The organism is Paraburkholderia sp. CHISQ3 (assembly GCF_030464945.1).
GTDB lineage: Bacteria > Pseudomonadota > Gammaproteobacteria > Burkholderiales > Burkholderiaceae > Paraburkholderia > Paraburkholderia megapolitana.
In genome coordinates this window covers 1-16,328 of the sequence record NZ_JALPRG010000009.1, presented here as the reverse complement: position 1 = coordinate 16,328, position 16,328 = coordinate 1, and the positions used below count along the sequence as shown (strand labels likewise).

Below are 16,328 nucleotides of genomic sequence, written 5' to 3'. Positions count from 1 at the left end.
GATACTTAAGTCCCTGATTTGGGTCAAAATTATCGAGGAAGTTCGCGGTCTTCCGGCCCTTATGGAGAATTTTCTTCCGATGTTATGTCGCCGCTCCACAAGCCCCGTGGAATGGGCGTGAGCCCCCGAGCGGCTCGGAATTGTCGCTTTTGCCGTAGAATGTCCGACTTGTTTTAAATTTGCGACGATTCATGGCGAAGACCGCAACGAAAGACCCCGCTGCTCCGCCTGTCCAGGGCGTCGACGGCACACCGCTGCCCGAGCATTACGAGGCAGCGCTCGCGGAACTGGAAGGACTGGTCGCGCGTATGGAAGGCGGCAGTCTGAGCCTCGAAGAGTCGCTGAGCGCGTACCGGCGAGGCGCGACGCTTGTCGCGTTTTGCCAGCAACAACTGGAGAAGGTGGAACAGCAAGTGCGCGTACTCGATGGCGAGACGCTGAAGCCGCTGTCCACGAACCCCGCAGGAACAACCGCCGCCGAGAGCGGAGACGATTTATGACCTTTGAAGAATGGATGCGTGCCGTACTCGACCGTGTCGAGACGGCGCTCGATCACTATTTGCCGGCACAGGGTATCGAGCCGGCGCAACTGCACGAAGCGATGCGCTACGCCGTGATGGGCGGCGGCAAACGCGTGCGTCCGTTGCTGTGCCACGCAGCGGGCGAGTTGACCGGTGCCCAGGCGGCCTCTGTCGAAGCGGCATCGGCGGCACTGGAAATGATCCATGTGTACTCGCTCGTGCACGATGACATGCCATGCATGGACGACGACGCACTGCGCCGCGGCAAGCCCACGGTACACGTCAAATATGACGAAGCGACGGCACTGCTGGTCGGCGATGCACTGCAGTCGCAGGCTTTCGTTGCGCTGACGGCCGACGTGCTGACGGCAGCGCAGCAGGCGGCGCTCGTACGCGAACTGGCGCTCGCGAGCGGCTCGGTCGGCATGGCGGGCGGTCAGGCCATCGATCTGGCGAGCGTCGGCCATACGCTGACGCGGCCGCAACTGGAAACGATGCACCGCAAGAAAACCGGCGCGCTGCTGCGCGCGGCAGTCCGCATGGGCGCTCTCGCGGGCACGGCGCCCGACGCCGCGGCAATGAGCGCCCTCGATGCATACGCGGCCGCAGTCGGCCTCGCGTTTCAGGTGGTCGACGACATTCTCGACGTCACGACCGATTCCGCGACGCTCGGCAAGACCGCAGGAAAGGATGCGAAGGACGGCAAGCCGACCTACGTATCGATCATTGGGCTCGACGCGTCGCGTGCGCTGGCCGCGCAGTTGCGCGCGGATGCCCATGCAGCGCTCGCGCCGTTCGGCGCCCGCGCACAGCGTCTGGCCGAGCTTGCCGATCTGGTTGTAAACCGGGTGAGCTGAAGCAGTATCAACGCGAAAGCTCGCCGCCGCGCACATCACGCTACGGTGTGCGTGAATGAAGTGCGGGCACGCAAGTTTTCCTACAATGGAACGACGATGTACGACTTGCTGAAAACCATAGACGACCCGGCAGCCTTGCGCCGCCTCGATCGCCGCCAGTTGCAACCGCTTGCAGACGAGTTGCGCGCCTTCGTGCTCGACAGCGTATCGCAGACGGGCGGCCATCTGTCGTCCAACCTCGGCACGGTCGAGCTGACGATCGCGTTGCACTACGTGTTCGACACGCCGCGCGACCGGATCGTCTGGGATGTCGGCCATCAAACCTATCCGCACAAGATCCTGACGGGCCGTCGCGAGCAGATGCATTCGCTGCGCCAGCAAGGCGGCATTTCGGGCTTTCCGCGTCGTACCGAGTCGGAATACGACACGTTCGGTACCGCCCATTCGAGCACGTCGATCTCGGCCGCACTCGGTATGGCGATCGCCTCGAAGCTGCAAAACGACGAGCGCTACGCGATTGCCGTGATCGGCGACGGCGCGATGACCGCGGGCATGGCCTTCGAGGCCATGAACAACGCAGGCGTCGCCGACGATGTACCGCTGCTCGTAATCCTCAACGACAACGACATGTCGATCTCGCCGCCGGTCGGCGCATTGAATCGCCATCTCGCGCGTCTGATGTCCGGTCGCTTCTATGCGGCTGCGCGCGCCGGCGTCGAACGTGTGCTGCGCGTCGCTCCGCCGATGCTCGACCTCGCGCGCAAACTCGAAGAACACGCGAAGGGCATGGTGATGCCGGCTACGCTGTTTGAAGAGTTCGGCTTCAACTACATCGGCCCGATTGACGGTCACGATCTCGATTCGCTGATCCCGACGCTGCAAAACATCAAGGAACTGCGCGGTCCGCAGTTCCTGCACGTCGTGACGAAGAAGGGCCAGGGCTACAAGCTCGCCGAAGCCGATCCGGTGCTGTATCACGGTCCCGGCAAGTTCAATCCGGCCGAAGGCATCAAGCCTTCGACAGCGCCTAGCAAGAAGACCTATACAACTGTGTTCGGTGAATGGCTGTGCGATGCCGCCGAACTCGATGCACGCGTGGTCGGCATTACGCCCGCGATGCGCGAAGGTTCGGGCATGGTCGAATTCGAAAAGCGTTTCCCGGATCGCTATTTCGACGTCGGCATTGCCGAGCAGCACGCAGTGACGTTTGCAGGCGGTCTGGCCGCCGACGGCATGAAGCCTGTCGTTGCAATCTATTCGACGTTCCTGCAGCGCGCCTACGACCAGTTGATTCACGACGTCGCATTGCAGAACCTGCCGGTGGTCTTCGCGATCGATCGCGCGGGTCTCGTCGGTGCGGATGGCGCGACGCACGCGGGTGCGTACGATCTCGCGTTCCTGCGCTGCATTCCGAACATGACGGTGATGGCTGCATCGGACGAGAACGAATGCCGGCAGATGCTGTACACGGCGTTGCAGCAACCGAACCCGAGTGCCGTGCGTTATCCGCGTGGCGCTGGTACGGGAGTGGCGACCGTCAAGCAGATGGCGGCGATTCCGCTCGGCAAGGGTGAAGTGCGTCGCGAGAGCTCGCAGGCGGTTGGCAAGCGCATCGCGATCCTCGCGTTCGGCACGATGGTGGCGCCGGCGCTCGCAGCGGCAGAGCAGCTCGATGCGACGGTGGCGAACATGCGCTTCGTGAAGCCGCTCGATGCCGATCTGGTTCGCCGTCTCGCCGAAACACACGACGCCATCGTCACAGTCGAAGAAGGCTGCGTGATGGGCGGTGCCGGTTCGGCTTGCGTGGAAGCCCTGCTGACGAGTGGGGTTATCCGCCCCGTACTACAATTGGGCCTCCCCGATCGCTTCATCGATCACGGCGATCCTGCGAAGTTGCTCGCCGAATGCGGCCTCGACGGCGCAGGTATCGCGAAATCGATCCGTGAGCGTTTTCAGGATCATGCGGCCGGGGCCGTTGCAGGCCAGTCGGTGAAACGCGTCGCGTGACGCGCTCGCTATCCCGGTCATAGCAAACTCCAACTTGAATCGATGGGCTGCGCAGCCCATCATGCAGCGCCGGCATGTGCCGGCGTTTGCCGTTGCATGAGCAATGGAATAGAGCGGCGTTCGCGCCGTTATATGTTCATAGCCGCGCGACTCGTGAGGACATGAAGATGAACCAGATGAATCCCGCCTTTGTGATGCCCGACGTGCAGAGCACGCTCGATACGCGCCAGATTCCGATTCAACGGGTCGGTGTGAAGGCGGTGCGACATCCGGTCACCGTCCGCACGCAAACGGGCGAAGCGCAGCCTACTGTCGGTACATGGAACCTCGATGTCCATCTGCCCGCCGACCAGAAGGGTACGCATATGTCGCGCTTCGTCGCGCTGCTCGAAGAGAATCGCGTGCCGCTCGATACAACGGCGTTTCGCACGATGCTCGCCTCGATGCTCGAAAAGCTCGAGGCTGAGGCGGGGCGTATCGAAGTTTCGTTCCCGTATTTCGTCAGCAAGGTGGCGCCCGTGTCGGGCGTGCGGAGCCTGCTCGATTACGAAGTGACGCTGACCGGCGAAACGCGCCACGGCGTGACGCGCGTGTTCCTGAAGGTCCTCGTGCCCGTGACGAGCCTGTGCCCGTGCTCGAAGAAGATCTCGCAGTACGGTGCGCACAACCAGCGCTCGCACGTGACGATCGATGCGGAACTTGCCGGCGACGTAGCAGTGGAAGAACTGATCCGTATCGCCGAAGAGGAAGCGTCGTGCGAACTGTGGGGCCTGCTCAAGCGGCCGGACGAGAAGTTCGTGACCGAGCGTGCCTATGAGAATCCGAAGTTTGTTGAAGACCTGGTGCGTGACGTTGCGCAACGGTTGAACGCGGATGCGCGCATCGTTGCGTATGTACTTGAAGCCGAGAATTTCGAGTCGATCCACAACCACAGCGCGTATGCACTGATCGAACACGACAAGCGCGTGCGTTAACCGTAGCGTTCGTTTTAGTGGAAGAGCGGCCGTTATAGCGGCCGCTTTTTCGTTTACGGCGCGGCGTTTATCGCGCGAGCGACGCCAGATCCCAGCGCGGCTTCACGGTGAACGCGTAGTCCTTGCCCGCCTGCGATGGCCAGCGCTGCAGCCGCAGCGCGCCTGCCAGCGCGATCATCGCGCCGTTGTCGGTGCACAGCGACAGGTCCGGGTAGTGGACATCGAAGCCGCGCTTTTTCGCCGCCGCCGACAACGCATCGCGCAGTTGCCGGTTCGCACCCACACCGCCCGCCACGACGAGCCGCTTGAGCTGCGTGCGCTTGAGCGCTGCAAGCGATTTCGCTACGAGCACATCGACGGCCGCGTCGACGAAACCGCGCGCGAGATCGGCCTTGTCCTGTTCGCAGACGTTGGTGCCGAGCTTCTTCACGTGAGTGAGTACCGCGGTCTTGAGGCCGCTGAAGCTGAAGTCGAGATCGCCGGAATGCAGCATCGGCCTTGGCAGCACGACGGCGCCTGGCGTGCCGAATTCCGCCATTCGCGAGACTTCCGGGCCGCCTGGGTAGCCGAGGCCGAGTAGCTTGGCGGTTTTGTCGAAGGCTTCGCCGGCGGCGTCGTCGAGGGTTTCGCCGAGTGTTTCGTAAACGCCGACATCTGTGACGCGCATCAACTGCGTGTGTCCGCCGGAAACCAGCAGTGCCACGAACGGAAACGGCGGCGGTTCGTCCACGAGCAGCGGCGACAGCAGGTGCCCTTCGAGATGATGGATGCCGACGGTCGGTTTGTCCCATGCCATCGCGAGCGCGTTGGCGATACTGGCGCCTACTAGCAGCGCGCCTGCAAGACCCGGTCCTTGCGTATAGGCAATGGCATCGATGTCGCTGCGCGCCCGGCCCGATTGCGCGAGCACTTCTTCAAGCAGCGGCAGTGCGCGCCGGATGTGATCGCGCGACGCAAGCTCCGGCACTACACCGCCGTACTCCCGATGCATGGCTATCTGCGAATGCAACGCGTGCGCAAGCAGACCGCGCTCGGTGTCGTAGAGCGCAAGGCCGGTTTCGTCGCAGGAGCTTTCGATGCCGAGAACGAGCATGGTCGGTGGGTGGAGCAGGGCGCCGGAGCGGGCGTCCACAAGGTCAGAAAGAAGCCTGAAAGTATAGCAGTGGGGGAAAAGGGCCGCAGGTACAATGCGCGCCATGGAATCTTTCGATATCGCGGTCATCGGCGCAGGCGCGGCGGGCATGATGTGTGCGGCAGTCGCCGGCCAGCTCGGGCGGCGCGTCGTGTTGATCGACCATGCGCCTCGCCTCGCGGAGAAAATCCGCATTTCAGGCGGCGGTCGCTGCAACTTCACGAATCTGCACGCGGGGCCGGCCAATTATCTGTCCGCGAACCCGCATTTTTGCCGCTCGGCGCTGGCCCGCTATACGCCTCGCGATTTCATGGCGCTGCTCAAGCGCCATCGCGTCACATGGCATGAAAAGCACAAAGGGCAGCTGTTCTGCGACCAGTCGAGCGACGCCGTTATCGACGTGCTGAAAAACGAGTGCGACGCGGGTGGGATCACATGGCGCCGGCCACTTGCGGTCGAACAGGTCACGCGCAACGCGGACAACGGCTTCACGCTCGATACTGGTGCAGGCCAGATTGGCGCCCGCGCACTGGTAATCGCCACCGGTGGTCTCTCGATCCCAAAGATCGGCGCCACCGACTTTGCCTATCGTCTGGCAAAACAGTTTGGCCACAAGCTGATCGATACGCGCCCGGCGCTCGTCCCGCTGACCTTTTCGGCCACCGACTGGGCGCCGTTTGCGGCGTTGTCGGGCGTGTCGCTTGAGGTCCGGGTCAGCACCGGCGGGAAGAAGACGGGCGGTGAGTTCGTCGAGGACCTGCTGCTCACCCACCGCGGGCTATCGGGCCCTGGCGTGCTGCAGATTTCGAGCTTCTGGCAACCGGGCGAGCCGATCCACGTGGATTTGCTGCCCGAGCATGACGCCGAGACTGCTCTGCTGGAGGCGAAGGCCGGCTCGAAGCGCCAGATCGCCAACCTGCTGGCCGACTGGGTGCCGGCGCGGCTTGCCCATGTCTGGCTGGAGACCCATCGGGTTGCCGCCGACGCCCGAGTGGCCGATCTACCGGATCGCACCTTGCGCGGTATCGGTGAGGCGCTGTCGCGCTGGACGCTCACGCCGAACGGCACCGAAGGCTACCGCAAGGCCGAAGTCACACGAGGCGGCGTCGATACGCGGGAGCTGTCGTCCTCGACGATGATGAGCGCCCGGGTGCCCGGGCTGTACTTTATCGGCGAGGCCGTCGACGTCACGGGCTGGCTCGGCGGCTACAACTTCCAGTGGGCGTGGGCTTCCGGCGTAGCAGCGGGCCAGGCCGCCGCGGAGCAGGTTCGCGGGGCTTGACGAGACCGTGTCTTTGTGCAGAACGTCTGCTATAATCGTCAATCTTTGCCAAGCTCCGTTATTGAAAAATGACGACTGTCCGCTTAAAAGAGAACGAACCCTTCGAAGTCGCGATGCGTCGTTTCAAGCGCACGATCGAGAAGAACGGTTTGTTGACCGAACTTCGGGCGCGCGAGTTTTACGAGAAGCCAACGGCCGAACGTAAGCGCAAGAAGGCGGCAGCGGTGAAGCGTCATTTCAAGCGGTTGCGCAGCCAGATGCTGCCAAAGAAGTTTTACTGATTCTGGCGTTGCCGCAGCCCACGGGCTTCCGGCGGCGGATCCACCAACCGGCAACCGGCGGCACCCCACGGCGCCGCAAGCGGAACAGCCAGGCCTGCGAGGCCGTCATGGTAAGGCCGCATCCACTACGCGCAATTGCGCCGACCCGCTTGAGGACACTCCCAAGCGGGTTTTTGTGTTGATGCATGAAGCTTTCCGTGTCTGTCGGTGCTTTTCCGTGTTTTTTGCAACTTCCAACGCATCAGGTGAGCAATGAGTCTCAAGGAACAGATCACTGAGGACATGAAAGCGGCCATGCGGGCGCGCGAGACCGAGCGTCTCGGCACGATCCGCCTGCTGCTGGCCGCGATCAAGCAGCGTGAAGTCGACGAGCGCATCACGCTCGACGACGCAGCCGTGACCGCTGTGATCGACAAGATGATCAAGCAGCGGAAAGATTCGATCAGCCAGTTCGAAGCGGCCAGCCGCGACGATCTCGTCGCCAAGGAAAACGCTGAACTGGTCGTGCTGTCGGCGTATATGCCCGCGCAACTGTCCGCTGACGAAGTCGCTGCCGAGGTGCAGGCTGCTGTCGCGCAGACCGGTGCCGCCGGCCCGCAGGACATGGGCAAGGTAATGGGTGTGCTGAAGCCGAAGCTGGCGGGCCGTACTGACATGACGGCAGTCTCCGCGCAGGTTAAAGCCGCGCTCAGCAAGTAACTTCCGGTTTCAGGCCATGCGACTCAGGCGAGCCGCGTGGCCTGTCTGTTTTCAGGGCATCGTCGTATAACGTGATTCCGCACTCGTTTCTGCAGGACCTGCTCAACCGCGTCGATATCGTCGACGTGGTGGGCAAGTACGTCCAGCTGAAAAAGGGTGGGGCGAATTTCATGGGGCTGTGCCCGTTTCATAACGAGAAGAGCCCTTCGTTCACCGTTAGTCCGACTAAGCAGTTCTATCACTGCTTCGGGTGCGGCGCGCATGGCACGGCCATCGGTTTTCTGATGGAGCATGCGGGTCTGACGTTCCCCGAAGCGGTCAACGATCTCGCGCAGTCGGTCGGGTTGACGGTGCCGCGTGAGGAGTCGCTGGCACGCGGTAACGGTGGCTATGCGCCGGCGGCATCGAAGGCGGTGACGACGGCGTTGTCAGACGTAATGCAGGTCGCCTGCGACTTTTACCGCAAGCAGTTGCGCGGGGCGCCGAATGCAATCGAGTACCTCAAGAAGCGCGGCCTGACCGGCGAAATCGCGGCCCGTTTCGGGCTCGGCTATGCGCCCGACGGCTGGCAGAGCCTCGAAGCGACATTCCCCAACTATCGGGACGATGCGCTGGTCGAAGCGGGGCTCGTTATCGTCAGTGAAAAGGCTGATACGCAAGGCGAGGCGCGCCGCTACGACCGGTTCCGCGAGCGGATCATGTTCCCGATCCGCAATGTGAAGGGCCAGGTGATCGGCTTCGGCGGCCGGGTGCTGGACGGCGGTGAGCCCAAGTATTTGAATTCGCCGGAAACGCCGCTATTTAACAAGGGTAGCGAGCTGTACGGCCTGTTCGAGGCGCGGCTTGCGATTCGCGAACAGCATTATGTGCTGGTGGTCGAAGGCTACATGGATGTGGTGGCGCTTGCGCAGCTCGGTTTCCAGAACGCCGTGGCGACGCTCGGCACGGCCTGCACGCCGATTCATGTGCAGAAACTGATGCGCCAGACCGAGACGGTGATTTTCAGCTTCGACGGCGATTCGGCGGGGCGGCGCGCTGCAAGGCGTGCGCTCGATGCGTGTTTGCCGCACGCGGCGGACAACCGTACGATCCGCTTTCTGTTCCTGCCATCCGAGCACGATCCGGACAGCTATGTGCGCGAGTTTGGCACAGAGGGCTTTGCCGAGCAGGTCGAACGGGCGATGCCGCTGTCGCAGTTCATGTTGAACGAAGTGCTGGCGGGCAAGGAGCTGGACCAGCCGGAAGGCCGCGCACGCGCGCTCTTCGACGCTAAGCCGTTGCTGCAGGCGTTGCCGGCCAACGCATTGCGGGCGCAGATCATGCATATGTTCGCGGACCGGCTCGATGTGCCGTTCGACGAAGTGGCGGCGCTGTGCGAGGTCGATGCGCGGATTGCCGCCGCAGCGCGCAGCGCGCCGGCCCGTAAGGACCGCCGCAGCGTGACCGGGATCGAGCAGCGGGCGTTGCGCAATCTGGTCATGCATCCGCGCATCGTTGCGACACTCGATGACGATACTGAGCACGCACTGGTGACCATTACCCGGCACGGCGAGTTGTTCGAGGAAGTGGCTACACATGCTCGCGCACTGGGCGAAGCGGCTGAGTTCCAGTTGCTTTCGGACCTGTTGCGGAATGGGGAAAACGCCCCCACCTTCGAGGAAATCTTTCGCGAAATTCTGGACTATGATGAAAACGTCCGGGATCTGTTGCTAAAGGATCCGGAGGATACCAACGTTGCTGAAGAGCGCCGCGAGCACGAGCGGCTGGCGGGCGAGGAACTGAAGGCGGCGATCCTGAAGATGCGTTACGACGCGTACTGCGACCGGCTCGAACAGCTGTCGCGGCAGTCGAAACATACCCCCGAAGAATTCGTGGAACTGACGGAATTGAATCAGAAACGGGCTGACATGAAACGTCAGCTCGGGCTGTAAGCAGAGAGGGGCTGAAACCGAGGTGCTATAATAAAAGGTTTTCAGCGGTTTGTTTTCCAAGGCAAAAGGCGAATTGCAATGGCAAAGACTACAGGCGGAAAGACAGCGACAGGTACAGGCAAAGGCTCTGAGGAGCCGACCAGAAAGGTCACATCGGCCAGACCCGCTACTCCCGCGAAAAAAGCGTCGGCCACAAGCGTTACGCCTGCTGCGGGGAAGAAACCCTCGACCACTTCTGCCGCGCGAGCGGCACCGGAAAGCGTTGTGAAACCGGTGGCCAAAGCGTCGGCGAAAGCCGCGCAACCGGCTACGAAGCGGCCGAGTTCCAGAAGCGCAAGGGAAGCGGCTGCCGCGCAGGACGATGCGGCAGCGCGCGAGACTCCAGTATCCACGGTTCAACCGGCTGTTGTCCAGCAGCCGCGAGTCGAGACTATAGCCAGTACGGCGAACTCCATGACGAAAAAGCTGAACGAAGTATCCGTCGATGACGCACCCCAAACCGAGGAACCCGCCGCGGTTCCAGGCAAGGTCGAAAAGGCCAAGGCACGCGACCGCCGCGCGAAGGAAAAAGCGCTGCTGAAGGATGCGTTCGCGTCCACCCAACCCGGCACCGCCGAAGAACTCGAAGAGCGTCGCGCGAAACTGCGCGCGCTGATCAAGCTCGGCAAGGAACGCGGCTTCCTGACGTACGCCGAAATCAACGATCACCTCCCGGATAATTTTGCCGAGACCGAGGCGATCGAAGGCATCATCAGTACGTTTAACGACATGGGCGTGGCCGTTTATGAACAGGCGCCCGATGCCGAAACACTGCTGCTGAACGACAACGCGCCGGCGGCATCGTCCGACGACGAAGTCGAGGAAGAAGCAGAAGTCGCGCTCTCCACCGTCGACTCCGAATTCGGCCGCACGACCGACCCGGTCCGCATGTACATGCGCGAAATGGGCACGGTCGAGCTGCTGACGCGCGAAGGCGAAATCGAGATCGCGAAGCGTATCGAAGATGGCCTGAAGCACATGGTCATGGCGATCTCCGCATGCCCGACGACAATCGCGGAAATCCTCGCGAATGCCGAGCGCGTCGCGAACGAAGAGATCCGCATCGACGAACTCGTCGACGGCCTCATCGATGACAACGCTGCAGACGCGGATGGTTTCTCCGCGCAGGAAGCGGAAGAAATCGAGAACGAGGTCGAAGAAGAGGAAGCCAGCGAAGAGGAAGAGGAAGACGACGACGGCACCGCGCAGGCTACGGCCAACGCGGCCCAGCTCGAAGCGTTGAAGCGTGCCTCGCTCGAAAAATTCGCGTCGATCAGCGAATGGTTCGACAAGATGCGTCGCGCGTTCGAGAAAGAAGGCTACAAGTCGAAGGCGTATCTGAAGGCGCAGGAAACGATCCAGAACGAACTGATGACCATCCGCTTCACCGCGCGTACCGTCGAGCGTCTGTGCGACACGTTGCGTGCACAGGTGGACGAAGTGCGTCAGGTCGAGCGTCAGATCCTGCATACGGTCGTCGATAAGTGCGGCATGCCGCGTGCCGAGTTCATCGCGCGTTTCCCCGGTAGCGAAACGGATCTCGAATGGTCCGAAAAGATTGTTGCCGAAGGACATGCGTACAGCGCGATCCTCACGCGGAACATTCCCGCGATCCGCGAACAGCAGCAACGTTTGCTGGATCTGCAGGCGCGTGTCGTGCTGCCGCTGAAGGACCTGAAGGAAACCAACCGTCAGATGGCGGCCGGCGAACTGAAGGCGCGTCAGGCGAAGCGCGAGATGACCGAGGCCAACCTGCGTCTCGTGATCTCGATTGCGAAGAAGTACACGAACCGCGGCTTGCAGTTCCTCGACCTGATCCAGGAAGGCAATATCGGCCTGATGAAGGCGGTGGACAAGTTCGAATATCGCCGCGGCTACAAGTTCTCGACGTACGCGACATGGTGGATCCGTCAGGCCATTACGCGTTCGATTGCGGACCAGGCGCGCACGATCCGGATTCCGGTTCACATGATCGAAACGATCAACAAGATGAACCGTATTTCGCGGCAGATCCTGCAGGAAACCGGTCTTGAGCCGGATCCGGCAACGCTGGCTGAAAAGATGGAGATGCCGGAAGACAAGATCCGCAAGATCATGAAGATCGCGAAGGAACCGATCTCGATGGAAACGCCGATCGGTGACGACGACGATTCGCATCTGGGCGATTTCATCGAGGATACGAACACGGTCGCACCGGCCGATGCCGCGCTGCATGCAAGCATGCGCGATGTCGTGAAGGATGTGCTCGATTCGTTGACGCCGCGTGAAGCGAAGGTTCTGCGGATGCGTTTCGGTATCGAAATGAGCACCGACCATACGCTTGAAGAAGTCGGCAAGCAGTTCGACGTGACACGTGAGCGGATTCGCCAGATCGAGGCGAAGGCGCTGCGCAAGCTGCGTCACCCGAGCCGTTCGGACAAGCTGAAGTCGTTCCTCGAAGGCAATTGATCGTACGCGGCGTCTATCAGCGATAACGCCACGCACCAGGGACCTCCCGGTCGTTTTGCGCAAGCAGAGCGATCCACGGAGGTCCCTTTTTCATGTAAGATGTCGCGCAGTCTATGAACACAGACCCGGACTCAACCGGGTCTTTTCGTTTCGGGCCGGACGCCGTGCTGGTTGCAGGCAGCGGACTCATAATCCGCCTCAGAAATGACACCGTGGGTTCGAATCCCACCCGGCCCACCACACACAGTTCCAGCACGATTCCAGACGTTCTGTCTGAATCTCCCAGGTTTCTGTTGGACAATTCCTCACACTCAAGATTGACTTGCTCGCCCCGGCCGCTCTATCGCAACACAACCGATGGAACTGCACCTGGCGACGGATAATAGCGGCTGCACCATTTTTAGGGCTCCACCATGGAAATTAAAGTCAACTTTCTCGACAAGCTACGTCTTGAAGCCAAGTTCGATGACTTCACGGTGGTGGCCGACCAGCCTATCCGCTACAAGGGCGATGGCTCGGCGCCGGGGCCCTTCGATTATTTTCTGGCCTCATCGGCCTTGTGTGCAGCTTACTTTGTGAAGCTGTACTGCGTAACTCGCAATATTCCAACCGAAAATATCCGCCTGTCGCAGAACAATATTGTCGATCCGGAAAATCGCTACCAACAGATCTTCAAGATTCAGGTTGAGTTGCCGCCGGATATCCTGGAAGCAGACCGCCGGGGTATCTTGCGCTCCATCGAGCGTTGTACGGTGAAGAAAGTGGTGCAGGCCGGACCCGAGTTTGTCATCGAAGAGGTAGAGAGCCTCGATGCCGATGCTCAGTCCTTGCTGACGTTGAAGCCGGCTTCCGACGTCAGCACCTATATTGCGGGCAAGGATCTGCCGTTGGAGCAAACCATCGCCAACATGTCGGGCAAGTTGGCCGACCTCGGCATGAAGATTGAAATCGCTTCGTGGCGCAATATCGTACCCAATGTGTGGTCGCTGCATATCCGCGATGCGCATTCGCCGATGTGTTTTACCAATGGCAAGGGGGCAACCAAAGAAAGCGCGTTGGCTTCGGCACTGGGAGAGTTTATCGAGCGCCTGAATTGCAATCACTTCTATGGCGGTGCGTTCTGGGGCGAAGACATTGCCAATGCGGCGTTCGTACATTACCCAGACGAGCGCTGGTTCAAGCCTGGCCGCAAGGATGCGCTGCCGGCCGAAATTCTGGATGCGTACAGCCTGGAAATTTATAACCCCGATGGCGAGTTGCGTGGCTCGCATCTGTACGACACCAACTCCGGCAATACGCAGCGTGGTATCTGTTCGCTACCGTTTGTGCGGCAGTCGGACGGCGAAGTCGTGTATTTCCCGTCCAACCTGATCGAGAATCTGTTCGTCAGCAATGGCATGAGTGCGGGTAATACGCTGGCCGAAGCGCAGGTGCAATGCCTGTCCGAAATTTTTGAGCGGGCGGTCAAGCGTGAAATTCTGGAAGGTGAAATCGCATTGCCTGATGTGCCGCACGAAGTGCTGGCGAAATACCCTGGCATTCTGGCCGGGATTCGCGGGTTGGAAGAGCAGGGCTTTCCGGTGCTGGTGAAGGATGCGTCGCTGGGTGGGATTTATCCGCTGATGTGTGTGACCTTGATGAACCCGCGGACAGGCGGTGTCTTTGCCTCGTTTGGTGCTCACCCAAGCTTCGAGGTGGCGCTGGAACGAAGCCTGACGGAATTGCTACAGGGGCGCAGTTTTGAAGGCCTGAACGATTTGCCTCAGCCGACCTTTGTCAGTAACGCCGTGACTGAACCCAATAACTTTGTTGAGCACTTCATTGATTCCAGCGGTGTGGTGTCGTGGCGTTTTTTCAGCGCCAAAGCGAATTACGAGTTTGTCGAGTGGGATTTTTCTGGCCAGGGTGAAAACTCCAATGCCGAGGAAGCCGCAACGTTGTTCGGAATTCTCGAAGACATGGGTAAAGAAGTGTACATGGCGGTGTATGACCAACTGGGTACCGCGGCCTGCCGGATTCTGGTGCCCGGGTATTCGGAAGTTTACCCGGTAGAGGATTTGATCTGGGATAACACCAACAAGGCGCTGTTATTCCGCGCCGATATCTTGAACCTGCATCGCCTCGACGATGCAGGTCTGGCAGCATTGCTTGAGCGACTGGATAACAGCGACCTCGATGAGCACTCCGATATCGCCACTTTGATCGGCATCGAATTTGACGAGAATACCAACTGGGGGCAGCTAACCGTTCTCGAGTTGAAGCTACTGATTCATCTCGCCTTGCAGCAATTCGAGGCGGCGCAAGAGCTGGTGGGTGCCTTCCTGCAGTACAACGACAACTCGGTCGAACGCGGATTGTTTTACCAGGCCTTGAATGTGGTGCTAGAGGTGCTGCTCGATGACGACCTGGAACTGGACGACTACGCGGTCAACTTCCGTCGCATGTTTGGCAATGCCCGGATGGACGCGGTAATGGGATCAGTGGACGGCAGCGTGCGTTTCTATGGGCTCACGCCAACGAGTATGAAACTGGAAGGTCTCGACAGGCACCACCGCCTGATCGACAGTTACAGGAAACTGCATAAGGCGCGGGCCAATGTGGCCGCTACAGCGGGTTAGGTTGACGAGTCATGGCTGGATGGGATGATGCGACTCATCCCCCAGCCCGGCGTGCATCAGCGTCGATGGCCAGATACGAATGACCAGTCCGAATGTGTCGGCCCGGTTATCGACAGGTGAGAGCGGCAAAGACGAGATTTGCCTGCGGACTGTATTTTCGCCGGGCTCCACCGATACCAGCTTTCCGCGCGGTTGTTCACCCACGCACCAGCCTGCACGAACACATCCTTCACACTACTCATCTCAAGCGCCTCCGCTTGCTGGCTCTCTATTTCATCTTTAGCACATTTTGATAATGTCTTCTTGATTGGGATTAAATATTACTGCTAGACTCCGCCGCAATAGTGAGTGAGAGCACGAGTGTAGCGATTCACACGTCTGAGCTCGTCATAAAAAGAAATCAATCAAAGAAACACTGCGTGATCCCGGGGAATTCCATGCATCTCGATCTGGCGTCAAGAATAATGAGCAACCTGCTCTGGACGGGTTTTATTGTCTGCACGCCGGTTTTGGGATTGACGATGCCAATAGGCCGGTTAGTCAGTATCTCGCGTGAGCTTATGCAGTATTCAACCCGATCGTGGTCTGACATTCCTTCCGTGTTCTGACTGCGATTGTTCCAATCAAAGTCTGTTCCCTCTATATCGCGCCCGGGTCATGGCCGTCGGCTACCTGTGACGCCTTTCGACTGGCACGGAGTTGCCGCCAATGCGATTGCTGGGGACGTTGCGAATGAAGTGCGTCAGACCGCGCGACGAACACCAGTAGGTTGTCTGGACCGGGTGGCAATGTTAATCACATGGTCCGACAGACCGTGCAGCAAAGAACTTTTATACATCAGCGAGGGGAAAACCTGTTATGTACCAACTGCGACTCGGCGCAATACTTTCCATTGCGCTGTTGCTAGGCGCTTGTGCCGCCCCGATGCGTTCTAGTCTCACACCAGAACAGCGCGGCAAGATTACGGAACTCACGGCTTACGTGGTCGTGGTACAGGACGAAGTGATCGCCGCCGTGCAACCGTCCAATGTGAGCGCCGCACTCGGTGGTGGCCTTATCGGCGCCGTCATCGACAGCAAGGTGACGAACCACCGCGTGAACGAATCGCAGCAGGCGCTCGCGCCCTTCTACGCCGCGATCGAGGACGTAGACTATCGAAAGGAGTTCGACGATTCAATCGAGCGTGGACTGGCGACCTATCCGATCAAGGTGGGTAAATTCACTACGACGCCGCGCGCCTTCTCGAACGACAAGCTTGCTCAGTTGCGCAACGACTTGCAGCCGGGCCAGGCACTGCTGCTTATCGTCCCGCGATACACGCTGAGCATGGACTTCCGCAGCTTCGATTCAGAGTCGGTAGTGACGGTCTGGCTCAAGTCCGATACCTCGAACCCGAAATGGCCTGCCCAGCGCGGCGTGCTGCACTATCAGTCGGCACCGATAGGCCCGGGCGGGAAGGAGTCGCTTGCTCAATGGGGCGCACATGTTGATTTCCACCGAGTCTTAACCCACCGATTTCATCTAAATCTGACCCACCCC

General features: G+C 60.4%; 12 protein-coding genes and 1 tRNA gene. 12 read left to right on the top strand and 1 reads right to left on the bottom strand.

Features of this window, described 5'->3' with window-relative positions:
- The first annotated feature begins 191 nt into the window (after window positions 1-191).
- The 4 genes from M0D65_RS21295 to folE2 all read left to right on the top strand — a co-directional run bounded on the left by M0D65_RS21295 (window position 192) and on the right by folE2 (window position 4,359).
- Complete coding sequence (locus tag M0D65_RS21295) at window positions 192-500, top strand: exodeoxyribonuclease VII small subunit (RefSeq protein WP_091012678.1); 309 nt, start codon at window positions 192-194, stop codon at window positions 498-500.
- Window positions 497-1,378 carry a polyprenyl synthetase family protein gene (locus M0D65_RS21290; protein ID WP_266254449.1) on the top strand — a complete coding sequence of 294 codons (882 nt, stop codon included), beginning with the start codon at window positions 497-499 and terminating at the stop codon, window positions 1,376-1,378. Before M0D65_RS21295 ends, M0D65_RS21290 begins: the two co-directional genes overlap by 4 nt.
- Window positions 1,379-1,474: 96 nt before the next feature.
- Window positions 1,475-3,385 carry a 1-deoxy-D-xylulose-5-phosphate synthase gene (gene dxs / locus M0D65_RS21285; RefSeq protein ID WP_266254448.1) on the top strand — a complete coding sequence of 637 codons (1,911 nt, stop codon included), beginning with the start codon at window positions 1,475-1,477 and terminating at the stop codon, window positions 3,383-3,385.
- A gap of 167 nt (window positions 3,386-3,552) precedes the next feature.
- The gene (folE2, locus tag M0D65_RS21280) at window positions 3,553-4,359 is read left to right on the top strand and encodes a GTP cyclohydrolase FolE2 (RefSeq protein WP_266254447.1); all 807 of its coding nucleotides are present in this window, start codon (window positions 3,553-3,555) and stop codon (window positions 4,357-4,359) included.
- A gap of 67 nt (window positions 4,360-4,426) precedes the next feature.
- Here the strand turns inward: folE2 and tsaD are convergent, their stop codons facing one another.
- A complete protein-coding gene (gene tsaD / locus M0D65_RS21275) occupies window positions 4,427-5,452 on the bottom strand; it encodes a tRNA (adenosine(37)-N6)-threonylcarbamoyltransferase complex transferase subunit TsaD (RefSeq protein ID WP_266254446.1) in 1,026 nt (341 codons plus the stop codon).
- Window positions 5,453-5,555: 103 nt separating this feature from the next.
- Between tsaD and M0D65_RS21270 the strand changes: the two genes are divergently transcribed.
- The 8 genes from M0D65_RS21270 to M0D65_RS21235 form a co-directional block, all read left to right on the top strand.
- On the top strand, window positions 5,556-6,773 hold the full coding sequence (locus tag M0D65_RS21270) for an NAD(P)/FAD-dependent oxidoreductase (RefSeq protein WP_266254445.1): 1,218 nt from the start codon (window positions 5,556-5,558) through the stop codon (window positions 6,771-6,773).
- A gap of 68 nt (window positions 6,774-6,841) precedes the next feature.
- Entirely contained in the window at window positions 6,842-7,054 is a 213-nt protein-coding gene (gene rpsU / locus M0D65_RS21265; RefSeq protein ID WP_091012690.1) for a 30S ribosomal protein S21, read from the top strand.
- A gap of 252 nt (window positions 7,055-7,306) precedes the next feature.
- A complete protein-coding gene (locus tag M0D65_RS21260; RefSeq protein WP_266254444.1) occupies window positions 7,307-7,753 on the top strand; it encodes a GatB/YqeY domain-containing protein in 447 nt (148 codons plus the stop codon).
- A gap of 71 nt (window positions 7,754-7,824) precedes the next feature.
- The gene (gene dnaG, locus M0D65_RS21255) at window positions 7,825-9,684 is read left to right on the top strand and encodes a DNA primase (protein WP_266254443.1); all 1,860 of its coding nucleotides are present in this window, start codon (window positions 7,825-7,827) and stop codon (window positions 9,682-9,684) included.
- A gap of 78 nt (window positions 9,685-9,762) precedes the next feature.
- Window positions 9,763-12,171 (top strand): RNA polymerase sigma factor RpoD, encoded by a 2,409-nt coding sequence (gene rpoD / locus M0D65_RS21250; protein WP_091012696.1) that lies wholly within the window; start codon window positions 9,763-9,765, stop codon window positions 12,169-12,171.
- Between the two features lie 152 nt (window positions 12,172-12,323).
- Window positions 12,324-12,411 (top strand) — tRNA-Ile (locus M0D65_RS21245).
- Between the two features lie 173 nt (window positions 12,412-12,584).
- Complete coding sequence (locus M0D65_RS21240; protein ID WP_266254442.1) at window positions 12,585-14,789, top strand: OsmC domain/YcaO domain-containing protein; 2,205 nt, start codon at window positions 12,585-12,587, stop codon at window positions 14,787-14,789.
- 858 nt (window positions 14,790-15,647) lie between these two features.
- Window positions 15,648-16,328: hypothetical protein (locus M0D65_RS21235; protein ID WP_266254441.1), on the top strand; the 681-nt coding region annotated here is incomplete at its 3' end.